Raw genomic sequence first — 16,259 nt, 5'->3', positions numbered from 1 at the left:
ATATAAATATTACAGGTCAAACTTGATACCCTGTGCCAAAGGCAACTCAGTCGTATAATTAATAGTATTGGTCTGTCTTCTCATATAGATTTTCCAGGCATCACTACCGCTTTCACGTCCGCCACCGGTATCTTTTTCACCTCCAAAGGCACCGCCAATTTCAGCTCCTGAGGTACCAATGTTGACATTGGCAATACCACAGTCACTCCCGGCATGGGAGAGGAAGGCTTCTGCTTCACGCAGGTTGTTGGTCATTATCGCTGAAGACAATCCCTGGTTGACACCGTTTTGAAGTTCAAGTGCATTGTGCACGTCGCCGCTGTACTTCATTAAATATAGCACCGGTGCAAATGTTTCGTGCTGCACGATTTCAAAATGATTTTCTGCTTCAGCGATAGCCGGTTTAACATAGCAGCCGCTTTCAAAACCTTCACCGCTTAAAACGCCGCCTTCAACAATCACTTTTCCGCCTTCTTGCACCACACGGTCCAAAGCTTCCTGATACATTTTCACCGCATCTGTATCAATAAGCGGCCCCACGTGGTTGTTTTGATCCAATGGATTTCCAATGCGCAGTTGCTTATAAGCAGCAACCACGGCATCTTTTACTTTATCATACACAGACTCGTGGATTATCAATCTTCTTGTTGAAGTACATCGTTGTCCTGCAGTCCCCACGGCACCAAATACAGCACCGATAACGGTCATCTTAATGTCAGCATCGGGAGTTACGATAATGGCATTGTTTCCGCCAAGTTCCAGTAAGGTTTTTCCAAGGCGTTCGGCTACAGTTTTGCCAACAATTTTTCCCATTCGGGTTGAACCTGTGGCTGAAACCAAGGGCACGCGTCTGTCTTTGGTCATCATTTCACCCACGCGGTAATCGCCGTTGATTAAACAGGAAATGCCTTCGGGCAAACCGTTATTTTTAAATACCCTTGCCGCAATATGCTGGCAAGCTACCCCACAAAGCGGCGTTTTTTCACTGGGTTTCCAAACACACACATCGCCACAAATCCAGGCTAAAGCCGTGTTCCAGGCCCAAACCGCTACCGGAAAGTTAAAAGCTGAGATAATCCCAACCACACCAAGCGGGTGGTATTGCTCATACATTCTGTGCCCGGGGCGCTCACTGTGCATGGTCAATCCGTGAAGCTGTCGCGAAAGGCCCACAGCAAAATCACAGATATCGATCATTTCCTGAACTTCGCCCAGACCTTCCTGATAGGATTTTCCCATTTCATATGAGACCAGTTTCCCTAGCGGTTCTTTCAAACGACGCAATTCGTCACCAAATTGACGTACCACTTCTCCGCGTTGAGGAGCCGGCATCACACGCCAGGTTTTAAAGGCTTCAGTTGCAGAAGTCATCACCTTTTCATAGTCTTCTTTTGTAGTGGTCTTTACTTTTCCGATAAGTTCACCATCTGCAGGTGAATGGGAAGCAATTTCCTCACCCGAAGAAAACCAGTTGGAACCTGTTGACGTTCCTAAATTAGTTTGTTTTATACCTAATTGATCTAACGCATCCTGAATGTCAAATGCAGTCGCTGTTGTTGCCATAATTATAGTTTCTGAAAAATTAAAAAATGTTTTTGCGAAGGTATGAATTTCAACCCCCAAAGAAAAGAAAAGTTAGTTGTTTTAAACTAGCTGCCACTATCTGTAAACCTCGGGTCAGTTTCCATTACAGTGCCACAATTTGAGCAGGTGCGCAGTGCTTCAGAGTTATAAAATTTCTTGAAGTGGGGTAAGAAATCTTTTTCAATGTCGTGGAGTTCAAAATAAGTTTCGTGAATTTTGTGATTGCAATTATCACAAAACCAAAGGAGTCCGTCTGTAAAACCTTTTCCCGCGCGTTTGCGCTCAATGACCAATCCAATGGAACCGGCACTTCTTGAAGGTGAGTGGGGCACTTTGGCCGGATGTAAATACATATCTCCGGCATTGAGTTTCATCTCTTTACGCTGACCATTTTCCTGAATTATTACATTTATTGAACCTTCAAGTTGATAGAACAGCTCTTCGGTTTCATTGTAGTGATAATCCTTGCGTGCATTAGGACCGGCAACAATCATAACAATATAGTCGCCAGCTTCTTTGTAGAGATTTTTATTTCCAACAGGCGGTTTTAAAAGGTCTCTGTTTTCTTCAACCCACTTGTTAAGGTTAAAAGGTTTTTGAATAGCCATTTCCTGTAGTTTTAGTTTTTCATAAAAATACAGGAAATGCTTCTATCCTAAAAATAAAAAATAGGAAAATTTGACATAGGAATCTATTTCAAATAAAATAACTGCGTAAAGAAGTAACGTCCTTTATGGTCTTTAAAAACTCCAAAACCGCTGTGTGTATAATTACCCTCAATGATTTCTCTGTGAGAAGGGCTGTTTAACCAGCTACTCACAACAGATGCGGCATCATCATAACCATAAGCAACATTTTCGCCTACCCGCATAGCTCCTTTATCTTTTAAAGCTTTGGAACGTAAATGAAAATTGTCATGATTAATTTGACTCAATGCAATCATGTAATCTGTATGGTCAACCGCATAAGCCGAAGCATATTGTTGATCCATAGTTAGGGGTGTAAGACCAATAGAATTTCTGTGGTCATTAACAAGATCTAAAATGTCTTTTGACATTTCAAGATCATTTTTCTGAACGATGTTTAAATCAACTTCATAATTTAAATCATCTGCTTGGTCAATTTCATCTTTGGAGCAAGATGTAAAAACGACAAGCATGGCTAAGACTAAAAGTCCGTGTAATTTTGTTTTCATAGTAAGTAGGTTAAGTTTGGGAACTTAATTTTTGTATTAACTTTGGGAATTAATACAATCCAAATGTAAGTATTTTTTTATTACAATTTACATTTTATCCTATTTTTTTTGCATTTCATCGGATTTTGTAGTTTTTACAACTACTTTTTTCTTACATTTCTAACGACAAAAACATTTCGTAATAACAGTATTTATGCGTATTTTCTAATCTTTAAAACTAATTGAAAAAAATTATGAAAAATTTTGTAGTATTTTTATTATTAATGTTCTTTTTTAGTGCTTGCTCCGACAAAAATGAGCCTCAAAACGATAAAATAACATCTGATATAGAAGAGAAAAGTTCAAAAAATAATTTCGGAATCATTCTTCATGGAGGTGCCGGAACCATTCTAAAAAAAAATATGAGCGATTCCTTAGAAGCAGCATATCAAGAAGTTTTGGAACGAGCCATTCAAACAGGACACGGTATATTAGTAAACGATGGCACAAGCTTAGAAGCCATTGCAGCAACTATTAAAATAATGGAAGATTCGCCGTTATTCAATGCCGGGAAGGGAGCTGTCTTTACACATCACGAAACCAACGAACTCGACGCTTCAGTAATGGTGGGTAACACTCAGGATGCCGGTGCCATCAGCGGTGTTACACGTGTTAAAAACCCCATTGACCTTGCCATAAAAGTGATGACCCATTCTCCCCACGTGATGCTCAGTGGTGAAGGTGCTGAACAATTTGCCTCTGAACAGGGAATCCAATTGGTTGACCCTTCCTATTTCTACACTGAAAACCGTTTTCAATCTTTAAAGCGCATCAAAAATTCTGAAAAAACCCAACTTGACCACGATGGTAAAACTGCTTCCATCGATCCCTTCATTAAAGATTCAAAATTTGGCACCGTTGGGGCTGCTGCGCTTGACAAACACGGGAACCTCAACAGGTGGGATGACCAATAAAAAATGGAACCGCATAGGCGACGCGCCAATAATTGGTGCCGGAACATATGCAAATAATGCTACATGTGCAGTATCTTCAACAGGTTGGGGAGAGTTTTTTATCAGGGCCGTGGTCGCTCACGATATTTCAGCGTTGATGGAATACAAAGGTCTAAGCCTGAAAGAAGCTGCTGAAGAAGTCATCCAGAAAAAAGTGCCCGCCTTGGGAGGTGATGGTGGTATTATTGCAATTGATAAAGACGGTAATATGGTCGCTGAATTCAACACGGCAGGGATGTATCGTGCCTCTATGAACGCTCAAGGAGAAATGACAATTGGTATTTATAAAAACTAAGAAGACGTTTTAAAAAGGATTTTTACCGGAATATTTGATCAACCCTCGAAGGGTTTAAAACCTTCGAGGGTTAATGATTATTTCCAGTTTTTAAATGGGTTTAAACTCAATTGCGAATTGTAATACTTCAACTCGCCGGTGACTTCCTTTCCCAGCCAGGAGGGTTTTTCAAATGCCTCATCTTCCGATTTTAATTCTACTTCTGCGACAATCAGCCCTTCATTTTCGCCTAAAAACTCATCGACTTCAAAAATATGATTGCCCACCTTTATTTCATATCGGGTTTTGTCAATGATTCCGGGTTCGCATAGATTTAATAATTGTTCAGCATCTTCTGCTGAAATTTCTGTTTCCCACTCTGATCTGATGGTTCCTGCTTTGTTGGAAATTCCTTTCACAGTTAAAAAACCCAAATCTCCTTTGATGCGCACGCGCACAGTTCGTTCGGGGTGGGTGTTGAGAAACCCTTGTACAATGCGGGTTTGTTTAAAAGCAGCTTGTTTAAAAGCATCTGTAGTGACTAAAAATTTACGTTCAATTTCAAGCATCTTTTGCAATCTCTTTGAGGGTTTGATTTTCAACACGTGTTTTTGAATGACCTTGATTGGCTAGAACGATCATCGCTTTTGCAATCGTTTTTGGAGAAATGGAGCGGTACTTTTTGGGGATTATGGGGTTTAATATTTTGAAGAAGAATTTAGCTATCGATTCGCCCAAGCGTTTTTCATCCCTGTCACCGCTAATCAAGCCGGGTTGTAAAATGTATGTATTTGAAATTTCTTGTTTCAGGACATCGCGTTCCATTTCACCTTTGGTTTTGTTAGAAAAAACCTTGCTGTCAGGATTTGCTCCCATTGCCGAAATGACGATGAAAGTGTCTATTTTATTTTCCGAACAAATTTTTGCTGCAGCGAAAGGAATGCCGTAATCTATCTTTTTATAAGTCTCGTTGCCTGGGGTTTTTGACTTGGTGGTACCAATACAGCAAAATACTTCATCTGCCTGAAAGTACTCTCTGTGTTTTTCAAGCTCAAACAAATCGATGAGATGCTCTTCTTGTTTGAGATGCGTAAAACCTACACTGCTTCGCGAAAACAATTTTATTTTTTTATAACGGTCATCTTTCAACAAAAGCTTGAGCAGGAATCCTCCGGTCAGACCTGTAGCGCCTAAAATGATTGCCGTTTTTTTCATCTCTATAAAAATTTCTTAACCATTGTTTTAGTTATGTGAGTGCTGTTTGATATTAACTTTTAATTCTTAATGGCCCATTATGGGCATTCATCGACATAAAATTACAGTATTTTTGTGGTATGCACGACGAAATTCCCATCAGAAAAATTATTCACGTTGATATGGATGCCTTTTTTGCTTCCGTAGAACAACTGGACAACCCGGATTTGCATGGGAAACCTGTTGCTGTGGGAGGAAGTTCAGATCGTGGAGTGGTTTCTGCAGCGAGTTATGAAGCACGAAAATTTGGTGTGCGCAGTGCGATGTCGAGTGTGGTCGCCAGAAAATTGTGTCCTGATTTGATTTTTGTAAAGTCCAACTTTGAGCGTTATAAAGAAGTTTCTCAAAAAATCAGGAAAATTTTCCTGGAATATACAGACAAGGTTGAGCCGCTTTCACTCGATGAAGCCTATCTCGATGTGACCGAAAATAAAAAAGGGTACCCCAGTGCTTCGCTTATAGCAAAAGAAATTAGGCAAAAGATTTTTGAGCAAACCGGGTTAACAGCTTCAGCAGGAATTTCCATCAATAAGTTTATCGCCAAAGTGGCCAGTGACATCAACAAGCCCAACGGACAAAAAACAATTGGCCCAGAAGAAGTGTTAGACTTTCTAGAAAATCTGGATATCAGGAAATTTTATGGTGTGGGGAAAGTCACTCAGGAGAAAATGTACAATTTGGGCATTTTTACAGGTAAAGATTTAAAAAACAAGTCGCTTGAATACCTCACGGAAACCTTTGGAAAAAGCGGTGCTTACTACTATTATGTAGTGCGCGGCATTCACAAAAGTGAGGTAAAGCCAAACCGCATCAGAAAATCACTGGGTGCTGAACGCACTTTTTTTGAAAACATCTCTTCAGAAATATTTATGCTGGAACGCTTACAAAACATCGCCGATGAAATTGAACGCAGGCTTAAAAAATCAAAAGTCGCAGGGAAAACCATCACACTGAAAATTAAATATAGCGATTTCACTTTGCAAACCCGCAGCAAAACCCTGCCTTATTTTATTTCAGATAAAGCCTTGATTTTGGAAATTGTCAAAGAGTTGCTGTTTCAGGAAAAAGTATCAAATTCTGTAAGATTGTTGGGTATTTCCCTTTCAAATCTAAACACGGAAAAGAAAAAAACCGCTTCCAAAAAAGAAACGGTTTCTGTACAACTAAGTTTTGACTTTTAACCATACTAGACAAGTGAAACTCGCAATGTGTTTACCATTCCTTTATCTTGAATAGGCATTGAGGCAAGGTTAATTAAATAATCGCCTTTTTCAACAAATTCCATTTCACAGGCAATGTTGTTTATATCCTCTATGGTTTCATCTGTGCTTACAAATTTATCATAATGAAAAGCTCTAACTCCCCACAATAGATTCATTCGCGTGATGATATTCTTATTTGAGCTAAACACCAAAATATGAGCATTGGGTCTCCACGCAGAAATTTGAAAGGCGGTATAACCACTATTTGTGAGTGTACATATGGCTTTTGCTTCAATTTCATTGGCCATCAATGCGGCGTGATAACATACCGATTTGGTTATGTATCTTATAGTTTTTATTTGTGGTGGTTCTTGAGGGACTCTTATAAGTTTTGAATTTTCAACACTTTTCAAAATTTTCGCCATTGTCTCAATAACTTGCACTGGGTAATTTCCAATTGATGTCTCTCCAGAAAGCATAACCGCATCGGCTCCATCCATCACAGAGTTGGCAACGTCATTTACTTCAGCTCTGGTTGGGGTGAGTGAGGTAATCATTGTTTCCATCATTTGGGTGGCAATAATGACAGGAATTCTGGCTTGTTTTGCTACCAGCACCAGTTCTTTTTGAATGAGAGGCACTTCATTCGCTGGAATTTCTACACCCAAATCACCTCTTGCAACCATCAATCCATCACAATAGGCGATGATTCTTTTGATGTTTTTAACTGCTTCCGGCTTTTCAATTTTAGCAATAACCGGAATTTTAAAAGCAGCATGCTCTTTAATTAAATTATTGAGTATTTGAAGGTCTTCTGCATCTCTAACAAAAGACAATGCAATCCAATCAACTTCTTGTTTGATAGCAAATTTCGCATCTTCAATATCTTTTTCGGTCATTGCCGGAAGTGAAATTTTTGTATTTGGAAGATTCACTCCTTTCTTAGATCGTAAGGGGCCTCCTTGAAGAACTTTTGCTTTTACTTCATCTTTTTTATTGGTTGAAATTACCTGAAAATGCAACTTACCATCATCTAAAAGTATCATCTCCCCAACATTTACATCTTTAGGGAAAGTGTCATAGTTCATATAGACTCGTTTGGCATTTCCTTCAAACTCCTCTCCTGTGCAAAAAAGAATTTCATCTCCCGGTTTCACAATCACCTCTTCTTTCATCATACCGACTCTTAGCTTAGGCCCTTGCAAATCAGCCAAAATTGCTGGTGTAAAATTGAGTGTCTTGCCAATTTCTCTGATGGTTTGAATTCGTTCTAATACATTGGTGTAATTAGCATGTGAAAAATTAATTCTGAAGACATCAACACCTGCAAGAATCATTTCTCTGATGGTTTCTTTGCTTTGTGTTGCAGGACCCAGTGTAGCTACTATTTTTGTTTTTTTTCTATTCGGCATTTAGTCAAAATTTAAATTTTGTTTAGACTTTAATTTATTTTGGTCGATTTCATAATAAGTAGATATTTTGGGGATTCTGGAAAGTTCGGCTAGTGCTTTTTGATCACTAATTACACAATCGTCAAAAACTACTTTTAAAAGGAAATCCGTTTGCTTGTATTCAGGTACTAAATAATGTGTTTTTTCTTCAGTTTCTGAAGCAAATAAACTTCCTGCACTGGTTACTTTTTCGGTTTGAGTTTTACACTTATTTGCTATAAGGTAATAAATAGTTTCACTATTTGTGTCAATATATTCAAAAATAGGATATGTGATGTGTGTATCACGCTTAATAAAATCAAGATCGTGTCTTTTTCTTTTTAAACTAATATTTAAAAATTTATTGATTAAAAAAGCCAAAGTGTGTGCTTCAATGTTGCTGTGAATTGCAATGAGCAAAAACTCTTCTTCCAAGGTAAAATTGAGATTGTGGCGCTGCATATTCTTGACATTTGAAGAATGTAAAGATACACGTTCAAAATTTTATGATATGATATTTAAATTAAATTTACATTAATTGGAAGCAGAGTCTTCCTTTTCAATTTTTCTTTGAAGCTTGTAATAAGCTCTTTTTGAGGCGCGCTCTTCTGCTTTTTTCTTTGAAGTTGCCCTGGCCTTGGCAACTACTTTGTCTTCAATTTTCAATTTTACGGCAAAATGCTTTACGGTATCGTTACCGGTGTCATCATAAACCAAATAATCAAATTTCTTTTTGTTTTTTTGACACCATTCAATCAAATTACTCTTATAGCTGATTATTTTACCCTCCAGCTTTTCTATATCTACATAAGGTTTTATCACTCTCTTTTGAATAAATTTTTCACAGGATTTAAAACCTTTATCCAAATAAATAGCTCCAACAAGTGCCTCAAATATATTACCATGAATGTTTTGACCAAAACTTTCAATAGGAATTGATGATCTTATAAACCTAATCAGATCAAGGTCTCTTCCCAGCTCGTTGAGATGCTCACGACTCACGACTTTAGACCTCATCTTAGTAAGATAGCCTTCATTACCTGAAGGCACTTTTTTGAAAAGATGAGCTGCAATCACAGCTCCCAGTATAGCATCGCCTAAAAACTCAAGACGTTCATAGTTTAATATGTCGCCTTTACTGTCTTTAATATTTGTGGAACGATGGGTAAACGCCATTTCATAAATTGAAATAGTTCCCGGTTTGAACCCAATGATATTCTTTATTTCACGAAAAAAATTCCCGTCCTTATCGGAACGGGAATTAAATATGTTTCGAATTGAACTCATTAATCAGCTTACTGTTCAATCTTTCTAAAGAGAATACAGGCATTGTGACCTCCAAAGCCAAATGTATTACTCATCGCTACATTAACCTCTCTTTCTTGTGCCTTGTTTAAAGTAAGGTTAAGTGATGGATCAATGTTTTCATCAACAGTCGTGTGGTTTATTGTTGGAGGTACCAAACTGTGTTCCATTGCAAGGATTGATGCTATTGCTTCAATAGCACCGGCTGCTCCCAACAAATGTCCTGTCATAGATTTTGTTGAATTGATATTAATCTTGTTGGCATGTGCACCAAATATTTTAGAAATTGCTTTTAATTCAGCTACGTCTCCCAGGGGTGTTGAAGTTCCATGAGTATTGATGGCATCTACTTCGTCTGCAGAGATACCTGCATCGTTTAAGCAATTGAGCATGACCCGTTCAACTCCTATTCCGTCAGGGTGTGGTGCAGTAACATGGTAAGCATCGCTTGACATTCCTCCTCCCAGTACTTCTGCATAAATTTTTGCGCCTCGGGCTTTAGCATGTTCATATTCCTCAAGGATAAGCGCCCCTGACCCTTCCCCTAAAACAAATCCATCACGAGTAGCATCAAAGGGTCTTGAAGCTGTCTCGGGGGTCTCATTTAGGGTTGAAAGTGCATGCATCGCATTAAAGCCACCCATTCCGGCCATCGTGACTGCAGCTTCAGAACCGCCAGTTACTATAACATCACAATGCCCTAAACGAATGTAGTTTAGTGCATCAATCATGGCATTGGCAGAAGAGGCACAGGCAGAAACAGTTGTGTAGTTTGGCCCCATAAATCCATGTTTTATGGAGATATGTCCGGGTGCAATATCAGCAATCATCTTTGGTATGAAAAAAGGGTTAAACCTTGGCGTGCCGTCACCGGCAGCAAAGTTTAACACTTCATCTTGGAAGGTTTCAAGCCCTCCTATTCCTGCTCCCCAAATTACTCCTACGCGAAATTTATCAACTTGATCTAAATTCAAATTTGCATCTTTAATCGCTTCATCAGAAGCGACTAATGCATATTGAGCAAATCGATCCAGTTTTCTGGCTTCCTTTCTATCAAAATAATCAGTAGCCACAAAATTTTTAAGTTCGCAAGCGAATTTTGTTTTGAACTTTTCAGCATCAAAATAGGTGATGGGCGCTGAGCCACTCCTCCCATTCTTCAATCCGTCCCAATATTCAGAAATATTGTTCCCAATTGGAGTAAGAGCACCTAATCCGGTAACAACAACTCGCTTTAATTTCATTATGGAGAATCTCTTATTTTGCGTTTTCTATATAGGAAATTGCTTGACCTACAGTTGAAATGTTTTCAGCTTGATCGTCTGGTATTTGAATATCAAATTCTTTTTCAAATTCCATGATTAACTCAACAGTGTCTAATGAGTCTGCCCCTAAATCGTTAGTGAAGCTAGCTTCAGTTACAACTTCGTTTTCGTCTACACCTAATTTGTCTACGATAATCGCTTTTACTCTTGATGCAATGTCTGACATAATTTTTGTTTTTTTAATTTTTAATAAGTCGCAAAAATAAAATATTTTAATTTAAAACAACACGATAGTTGCAAAATGTGGCTCTAATTTAATAATTTTTAGGATAACTCAACCTTATTTCTTTTACTTTTGTCACATAGAAAGGCATTAACAGCCGTATATCAATTGTTTAACAATGAAGAAGCAAATTGCAGTTTTTGCATCAGGAAATGGCAGCAATGCCGAAAACCTAATTACTTATTTTAACAATAGTAAAATTGCTCAAGTAGGTCTTGTGCTAACAAACAACCCAGACGCGGGGGTTATACAGCGCGCAAAACGCCTGAATGTGCCTGTTTGTGTGTTTTCCAAAAAAGAACTTCAAAACTCAACAAAAGTGGAAGAAGCATTGAAAAGTCACCAAATAGACTGGATTGTGCTGGCCGGTTTTCTTTTGTTGTTTCCCCAAAAAATAATACAAAGTTTTCCAAACAAAATAATCAACATCCATCCGGCGCTTTTACCTAAATATGGTGGAAAAGGAATGTATGGCATGCGCGTGCACAAGACTGTTGCTGAAAATAAAGAAACCGAAACCGGAATCACAATACATTTTGTAAATGAAAATTACGACGAAGGAAAAATCATTTTTCAATCAAAAACTGATGTTAAAAGAAACGACACCCCTGAAGACATTGCAGCAAAAATTCACCAACTGGAATACAAATGGTTTCCAAAAGTGATTGAAGAACAAATTAAAATAGAGGGGTTTCAATAAATAATATTCGCTTGTGCGAAAATATTATGGCAACAAAACAAAAACACTATGTAGTTTGGTTTGGCAATCCCGCAGGTATTTATAGTTCTTGGGAAACTTGTAAAAAAGCCATTGCAGGAATTACAGGTGCACAATACAAATCGTTTTCAACTTTAGCCGAAGCAAAAAAAGCCTTTGAAGGCGAATACAATGACTACATCAATAAAGGAGGTAAAAAAAACAGTCTTACAAATGCCGAAAAAGAGAAATATGGGAAACCCAACCTCTACTCGATTGCTGTTGACGCAGCTTCCAGTGGAAACCCCGGAAAAATGGAATATCGTGGTGTGGATACACAGACACATAGACAACTTTTTCATCAAGGACCCTTTCAACAAGGCACAAATAATGTTGGAGAGTTTTTAGCTTTAGTACACGGTTTAGCCTATTTGAAAAAAAACAACAGCGACCGCATAATTTATACAGATTCCAAAATTGCGATGGGTTGGGTAAAAGCAAAACAGTGCCGCACCAAGCTAAAGCAAAACTCAAAAAATAAAACACTTTTTGAGTTGATCCTAAGAGCAGAAGATTGGTTAAAACTAAACACTTACGCAACAAAAATTGTAAAATGGGAAACCAAAGCCTGGGGAGAAATCCCAGCTGATTTTGGGCGGAAATAAGCTTAATAAATAGAGTGAGATTTAAGTTAAAGTCAAAAAACAACTCTGTTTATTTATTCTTAAAGCATTTTAGAGAGAACTATCAATGCCGTATATTTGCACCTTAATTTAAACTACCAATAATGCAAAAATTAGTAATTGTCGGGACGGTCGCTTTTGATGCCATTGAAACTCCTTTCGGCAAAACCGATAAAATACTGGGTGGTGCCGCCACATACATTGGTCTTGCTGCATCACAATTTAATATAGATGCTGCAATTGTATCGGTAGTTGGGGGTGATTTTCCTCAAGAATACCTCACATTACTAAAAGATAAAAATATCGACCTTACAGCGCTGGAAATTGTTAAAGATGGAAAAACATTTTTTTGGAGCGGAAAGTATAAAAATGATCTTAATTCAAGAGACACGCTGGACACACAACTCAATGTGTTGGCAGATTTTAACCCAAAAGTGCCCGCTCAATACAAAGATGCCGAAATCGTAATGCTTGGTAATTTACATCCGGCGGTTCAGTTGAGTGTTATTGAGCAAATGGCTGAAATGCCAAAATTGATCATCCTCGATACCATGAATTTTTGGATGGACAACACAATGGATTTACTTAAAGAAGTTATCTCAAAGGTTGACGTAATTACTATTAATGATGAAGAGGCACGACAATTGACCGGAGAATACTCACTAGTTGTTGCAGCAAGAAAAATTCAGCAAATGGGTCCAAAATATGTTGTCATCAAAAAAGGAGAGCACGGTGCATTGCTTTTTCACGAAGAAGAAATCTTCTTTGCTCCGGCACTTCCGCTTGAAGAAGTGTTTGATCCAACAGGTGCCGGCGACACTTTTGCAGGTGGTTTTGCAGGCTATTTGTCCAAAACAAATGATTTGAGTTTTGATAATATGAAAAATGCCGTCATTTATGGCTCAACACTGGCTTCATTTTGTGTCGAAAAATTTGGCACAGAACGAATGCAAAGCCTGACGAAAGCAGAACTTCAAAAACGCCTTAAGCAATTTAAAAGTTTAACTCAATTTGAAATAAAATTATCATAAACATACGCTCCAAATTTTGGAGCGTTTTTAATTCTATAAATCCCAATAAGTACTTCTATGAGTGATGTGTTAAAACACGAGTGCGGTATTGCACTCATCAGACTCCTTAAACCCCTTGAATATTATCATGAAAAATATGGTACTGCATTTTATGGTGTCAATAAAATGTACTTAATGATGGAAAAACAGCACAATCGGGGGCAGGATGGTGCCGGAATTGCAAGTATCAAACTGGATGCAGAACCAGGAAACAGGTACATAAGCCGTAAAAGGTCAAATGCTGCACAGCCCATTCAGGACATCTTTACACATATAAACAACGAAATAAATACTGCATTTACTGAGCATCCTGAATATATAAACGATGTGGCTGCTCAGAAAAGAAATCTACCCTTTATTGGAGAGCTTTTATTGGGGCACGTAAGGTATGGCACTTTTGGAAAAAATAGTGTTGAAAACGTACACCCTTTTATGCGTCAAAATAACTGGATGCATCGCAACTTAATTATTGCCGGAAACTTTAATATGACCAATACCACCCAGCTTTTCAACAATTTGATTAACCTGGGAATGCATCCAAAAGAAAAAGCAGACACCATTACTGTTATGGAAAAGATAGGTCACTTTTTGGATGATGCCGTTGCTAAATTATACAAAAAAGCAAAGTCTAAAGGCTTTTCAAAAGTTGAAGCTTCACCCTATATTGCAAAAAAACTCAATATCGCTAAGATTTTAAAAAAATCTTCCAAAGATTGGGATGGAGGTTATGCTATGGCCGGACTAATTGGACACGGAGACTCGTTTGTATTAAGAGACCCTGCTGGTATCAGACCCACCTATTACTACAAAGATGATGAAGTAGTGGTCGTAGCTTCAGAACGCCCTGTAATTCAAACGGTATTTAATGTTCCTTTTGAAGACGTACATGAGCTGGACCCGGGCTGTGCATTAATAGTAAAAAAGTCTGGTGATTTTTCAATTGAAAAAGTACTGGAGCCATTACAAAAAAAATCATGTTCGTTTGAGCGCATTTATTTTTCACGAGGAAGTGACGCAGAAATTTATCAGGAGCGAAAAGAGTTGGGGCGGCTGTTAATGCCAAAAGTTTTGGAAGCAATTAAATATGATACTCAGAAAACAGTGTTTTCATATATTCCCAATACTGCTGAAACCTCCTTCTATGGATTGGTTGAAGCTGCTCAAGATGAATTGAACAAACAAAAAAATGAAGCCATTCTTAAAGAACAAGGAAATTTAACTGAGAAAAAGCTTCAACAAATTCAATCCTATAAATTACGAACTGAAAAAATTGCTGTTAAAGATGTCAAACTAAGGACCTTTATCACTGAAGACAGTAGCAGAGATGATTTGGTTGCACACGTTTATGACGTGACCTATGGGGTCATCAAGCCTGAAGACAATTTAGTTATCATTGATGACAGTATCGTAAGAGGAACCACTTTGAAAAAAAGTATTTTGAAAATACTTGACCGATTAAATCCCAAACAAATTGTGGTTGTCTCCAGTGCCCCTCAGATAAGATATCCTGATTGTTACGGCATTGATATGGCACGGCTTGAAAACCTAATTGCTTTTGAAGCTGCCCTTGAACTTTTAAAAGAAGCTGGAAATGAAAAAACGATTCAAGATGTATATGAAAAATGCAAGCTTCAGGAAAAATTAAATGATGATGAAGTGGTAAATTTTGTAAAAGAAATTTATAGTCCATTCGCTGATCAGGAAATTTCTGATAAAATTGCACAGCTAATTGGCAACGAATCAATTAAAGCTGAAGTTAAATTAATATTTCAAACCGTAGACAACCTCCACAAAGCCTGTCCAAATAATTTAGGTGATTGGTATTTTACAGGAGATTACCCAACACCTGGAGGAAACAGAGTTGTAAATAAAGCTTTCATAAACTTTTTTGAAGGAAATAAAGAAAGAGCGTATTAAAAATTAGTTTTATTTTTTCTTACTTAATTCCTATAAAATATTACCTTTTATCGATGTTTTTAGATTTTAATCTAAAACTTGATTTAGTGAGATTATAATTTAATTATTTGAAATATATTTGAATATACCATAGCATAAGTAGGTTAAGTTCATGGTAGATTTGGGGCAAAAAAAGGTAAACTCTCGTTTACCTTTTTTTATTTGTATTCAGTTAAAATGTTTTCCATTGAAACTAAAAAACTTACAAAATCTTCAAAGTTTTATACTTTCATCGTCTTAAAAGGCATTTTATCTAAAACTTTAATAATTCTACATAATTTGATATACTTTTGGTATCACCATAGCATAAGTAGGTTAAGTTTATGGTAAATTTGGGGCAAAAAAAGGGAAACTTTCGTTTCCCTTTTTTTATTTTCTATGTTACAAATGTTATTTGTTTTTGGCATATTTTGATCCTACTTCTTCCCAGTCAATTACATTGAAAAATGAATTAATATAATCTGGTCTTCTGTTTTGATAATTCAGGTAATAAGCGTGTTCCCAAACATCAATTCCTAAAATGGGAGTTCCTCCACAACCTACCCCAGGCATTATGGGATTGTCTTGATTGGGTGTTGAGCAAACTTCTACTTTACCCCCTTCATGAACACAAAGCCAAGCCCAACCAGAACCAAATTGTGTTGCGGCTGCACTTGAAAAAGCATCTTTGAATGCCTCAAAACTTCCAAATTGTTTATCGATAGCAGTGGCAAGTTCTCCGGTTGGATTTCCACCTCCATTTGGTGACATTACTTCCCAAAATAAACGATGGTTATAAAAACCTCCGCCATTGTTTCTAATTGCGGTTTTTTTCATATCCAGGTTGATTAATATATTTTCAATGGTTTTACCTTCCATGTCAGTCCCTTTGATAGCGTCGTTTAATTTTGAAGTATATCCCGCATGGTGTTTACCGTGATGGATCTCCATTGTTTTTGCATCAATATGTGGTTCAAGCGCATCGTGCGCATATTTTAGTTTTGGTAATTCAAATGACATAATTGTTGTTTTTTGTGGTTAATACTAAAACTCAAATTTACAAATTTTAACGCTAAGATTGTGTTATAGA

Annotated in this window: 16 protein-coding genes and 1 pseudogene; 6 read left to right on the top strand and 11 right to left on the bottom strand. The window is 37.5% G+C overall.

Features of this window, described 5'->3' with window-relative positions; translation table 11 throughout:
• Positions 1-9 precede the first annotated feature (9 nt).
• From amaB to IEV69_RS00915, 3 genes are all read right to left on the bottom strand, one after another.
• Complete coding sequence (amaB, locus tag IEV69_RS00925) at positions 10-1,563, bottom strand: L-piperidine-6-carboxylate dehydrogenase (protein ID WP_188438539.1); 1,554 nt, start codon at positions 1,561-1,563, stop codon at positions 10-12.
• Between the two features lie 86 nt (positions 1,564-1,649).
• Entirely contained in the window at positions 1,650-2,192 is a 543-nt protein-coding gene (locus IEV69_RS00920; protein ID WP_188438537.1) for a 3-hydroxyanthranilate 3,4-dioxygenase, read from the bottom strand.
• An 83-nt stretch (positions 2,193-2,275) separates the two neighbouring features.
• Positions 2,276-2,779: a CAP domain-containing protein gene (locus IEV69_RS00915; protein WP_188438536.1), complete on the bottom strand. Its 504-nt coding sequence runs from the start codon at positions 2,777-2,779 to the stop codon at positions 2,276-2,278.
• A gap of 233 nt (positions 2,780-3,012) precedes the next feature.
• Between IEV69_RS00915 and IEV69_RS00910 the strand changes: the two are divergent.
• Positions 3,013-4,066, top strand: a pseudogene (locus IEV69_RS00910) (isoaspartyl peptidase/L-asparaginase family protein).
• Between the two features lie 77 nt (positions 4,067-4,143).
• On the opposite strand, the gene IEV69_RS00905 reads toward IEV69_RS00910, so the two are convergent.
• On the bottom strand, positions 4,144-4,614 hold the full coding sequence (locus tag IEV69_RS00905) for a CYTH domain-containing protein (protein ID WP_188439002.1): 471 nt from the start codon (positions 4,612-4,614) through the stop codon (positions 4,144-4,146).
• A complete protein-coding gene (locus IEV69_RS00900) occupies positions 4,607-5,260 on the bottom strand; it encodes a Rossmann-fold NAD(P)-binding domain-containing protein (protein WP_188438535.1) in 654 nt (217 codons plus the stop codon). The genes IEV69_RS00905 and IEV69_RS00900 overlap by 8 nt, the downstream gene beginning before the upstream one ends.
• A 119-nt stretch (positions 5,261-5,379) precedes the next feature.
• On the opposite strand from IEV69_RS00900, the gene dinB reads away from it, so the two are divergent.
• Positions 5,380-6,480 carry a DNA polymerase IV gene (dinB, locus tag IEV69_RS00895; RefSeq protein ID WP_188438534.1) on the top strand — a complete coding sequence of 367 codons (1,101 nt, stop codon included), beginning with the start codon at positions 5,380-5,382 and terminating at the stop codon, positions 6,478-6,480.
• Between the two features lie 5 nt (positions 6,481-6,485).
• Here dinB and pyk read toward each other — a convergent pair whose 3' ends face one another.
• From pyk to IEV69_RS00870, 5 genes are all read right to left on the bottom strand, one after another.
• Positions 6,486-7,913 (bottom strand): pyruvate kinase, encoded by a 1,428-nt coding sequence (pyk, locus tag IEV69_RS00890; protein WP_188438533.1) that lies wholly within the window; start codon positions 7,911-7,913, stop codon positions 6,486-6,488.
• The gene (locus IEV69_RS00885) at positions 7,914-8,393 is read right to left on the bottom strand and encodes an IPExxxVDY family protein (RefSeq protein ID WP_188438532.1); all 480 of its coding nucleotides are present in this window, start codon (positions 8,391-8,393) and stop codon (positions 7,914-7,916) included.
• 72 nt (positions 8,394-8,465) lie between these two features.
• Positions 8,466-9,218: a ribonuclease III gene (gene rnc / locus IEV69_RS00880; RefSeq protein WP_188438531.1), complete on the bottom strand. Its 753-nt coding sequence runs from the start codon at positions 9,216-9,218 to the stop codon at positions 8,466-8,468.
• Between the two features lie 8 nt (positions 9,219-9,226).
• Positions 9,227-10,480: a beta-ketoacyl-ACP synthase II gene (fabF, locus tag IEV69_RS00875; RefSeq protein ID WP_188438529.1), complete on the bottom strand. Its 1,254-nt coding sequence runs from the start codon at positions 10,478-10,480 to the stop codon at positions 9,227-9,229.
• 13 nt (positions 10,481-10,493) lie between these two features.
• Positions 10,494-10,727, bottom strand: coding sequence for an acyl carrier protein (locus tag IEV69_RS00870; protein ID WP_188438527.1), 234 nt, complete (start codon positions 10,725-10,727; stop codon positions 10,494-10,496).
• 175 nt (positions 10,728-10,902) lie between these two features.
• Here IEV69_RS00870 and purN point away from each other — a divergent pair, with 175 nt between their 5' ends.
• From purN to IEV69_RS00850, 4 genes are all read left to right on the top strand, one after another.
• Positions 10,903-11,484 carry a phosphoribosylglycinamide formyltransferase gene (gene purN, locus IEV69_RS00865; RefSeq protein WP_188438525.1) on the top strand — a complete coding sequence of 194 codons (582 nt, stop codon included), beginning with the start codon at positions 10,903-10,905 and terminating at the stop codon, positions 11,482-11,484.
• 26 nt (positions 11,485-11,510) lie between these two features.
• Positions 11,511-12,146: a ribonuclease H1 domain-containing protein gene (locus tag IEV69_RS00860; RefSeq protein WP_188438523.1), complete on the top strand. Its 636-nt coding sequence runs from the start codon at positions 11,511-11,513 to the stop codon at positions 12,144-12,146.
• 122 nt (positions 12,147-12,268) lie between these two features.
• Entirely contained in the window at positions 12,269-13,195 is a 927-nt protein-coding gene (locus IEV69_RS00855) for a PfkB family carbohydrate kinase (RefSeq protein ID WP_188438521.1), read from the top strand.
• Between the two features lie 57 nt (positions 13,196-13,252).
• Positions 13,253-15,151 carry an amidophosphoribosyltransferase gene (locus IEV69_RS00850; RefSeq protein ID WP_188438519.1) on the top strand — a complete coding sequence of 633 codons (1,899 nt, stop codon included), beginning with the start codon at positions 13,253-13,255 and terminating at the stop codon, positions 15,149-15,151.
• A gap of 429 nt (positions 15,152-15,580) precedes the next feature.
• Here IEV69_RS00850 and IEV69_RS00845 read toward each other — a convergent pair whose 3' ends face one another.
• Positions 15,581-16,189, bottom strand: a complete 609-nt coding sequence (locus IEV69_RS00845; RefSeq protein ID WP_188438516.1) for a superoxide dismutase — start codon at positions 16,187-16,189, stop codon at positions 15,581-15,583.
• Positions 16,190-16,259: the final 70 nt, after the last annotated feature.

The sequence above is a fragment of the Planktosalinus lacus genome (genome assembly GCF_014640155.1).
GTDB lineage: Bacteria > Bacteroidota > Bacteroidia > Flavobacteriales > Flavobacteriaceae > Planktosalinus > Planktosalinus lacus.
Note: the sequence above shows the minus strand (reverse complement) of the source record. Positions and strands in the feature narration are given on the sequence as shown.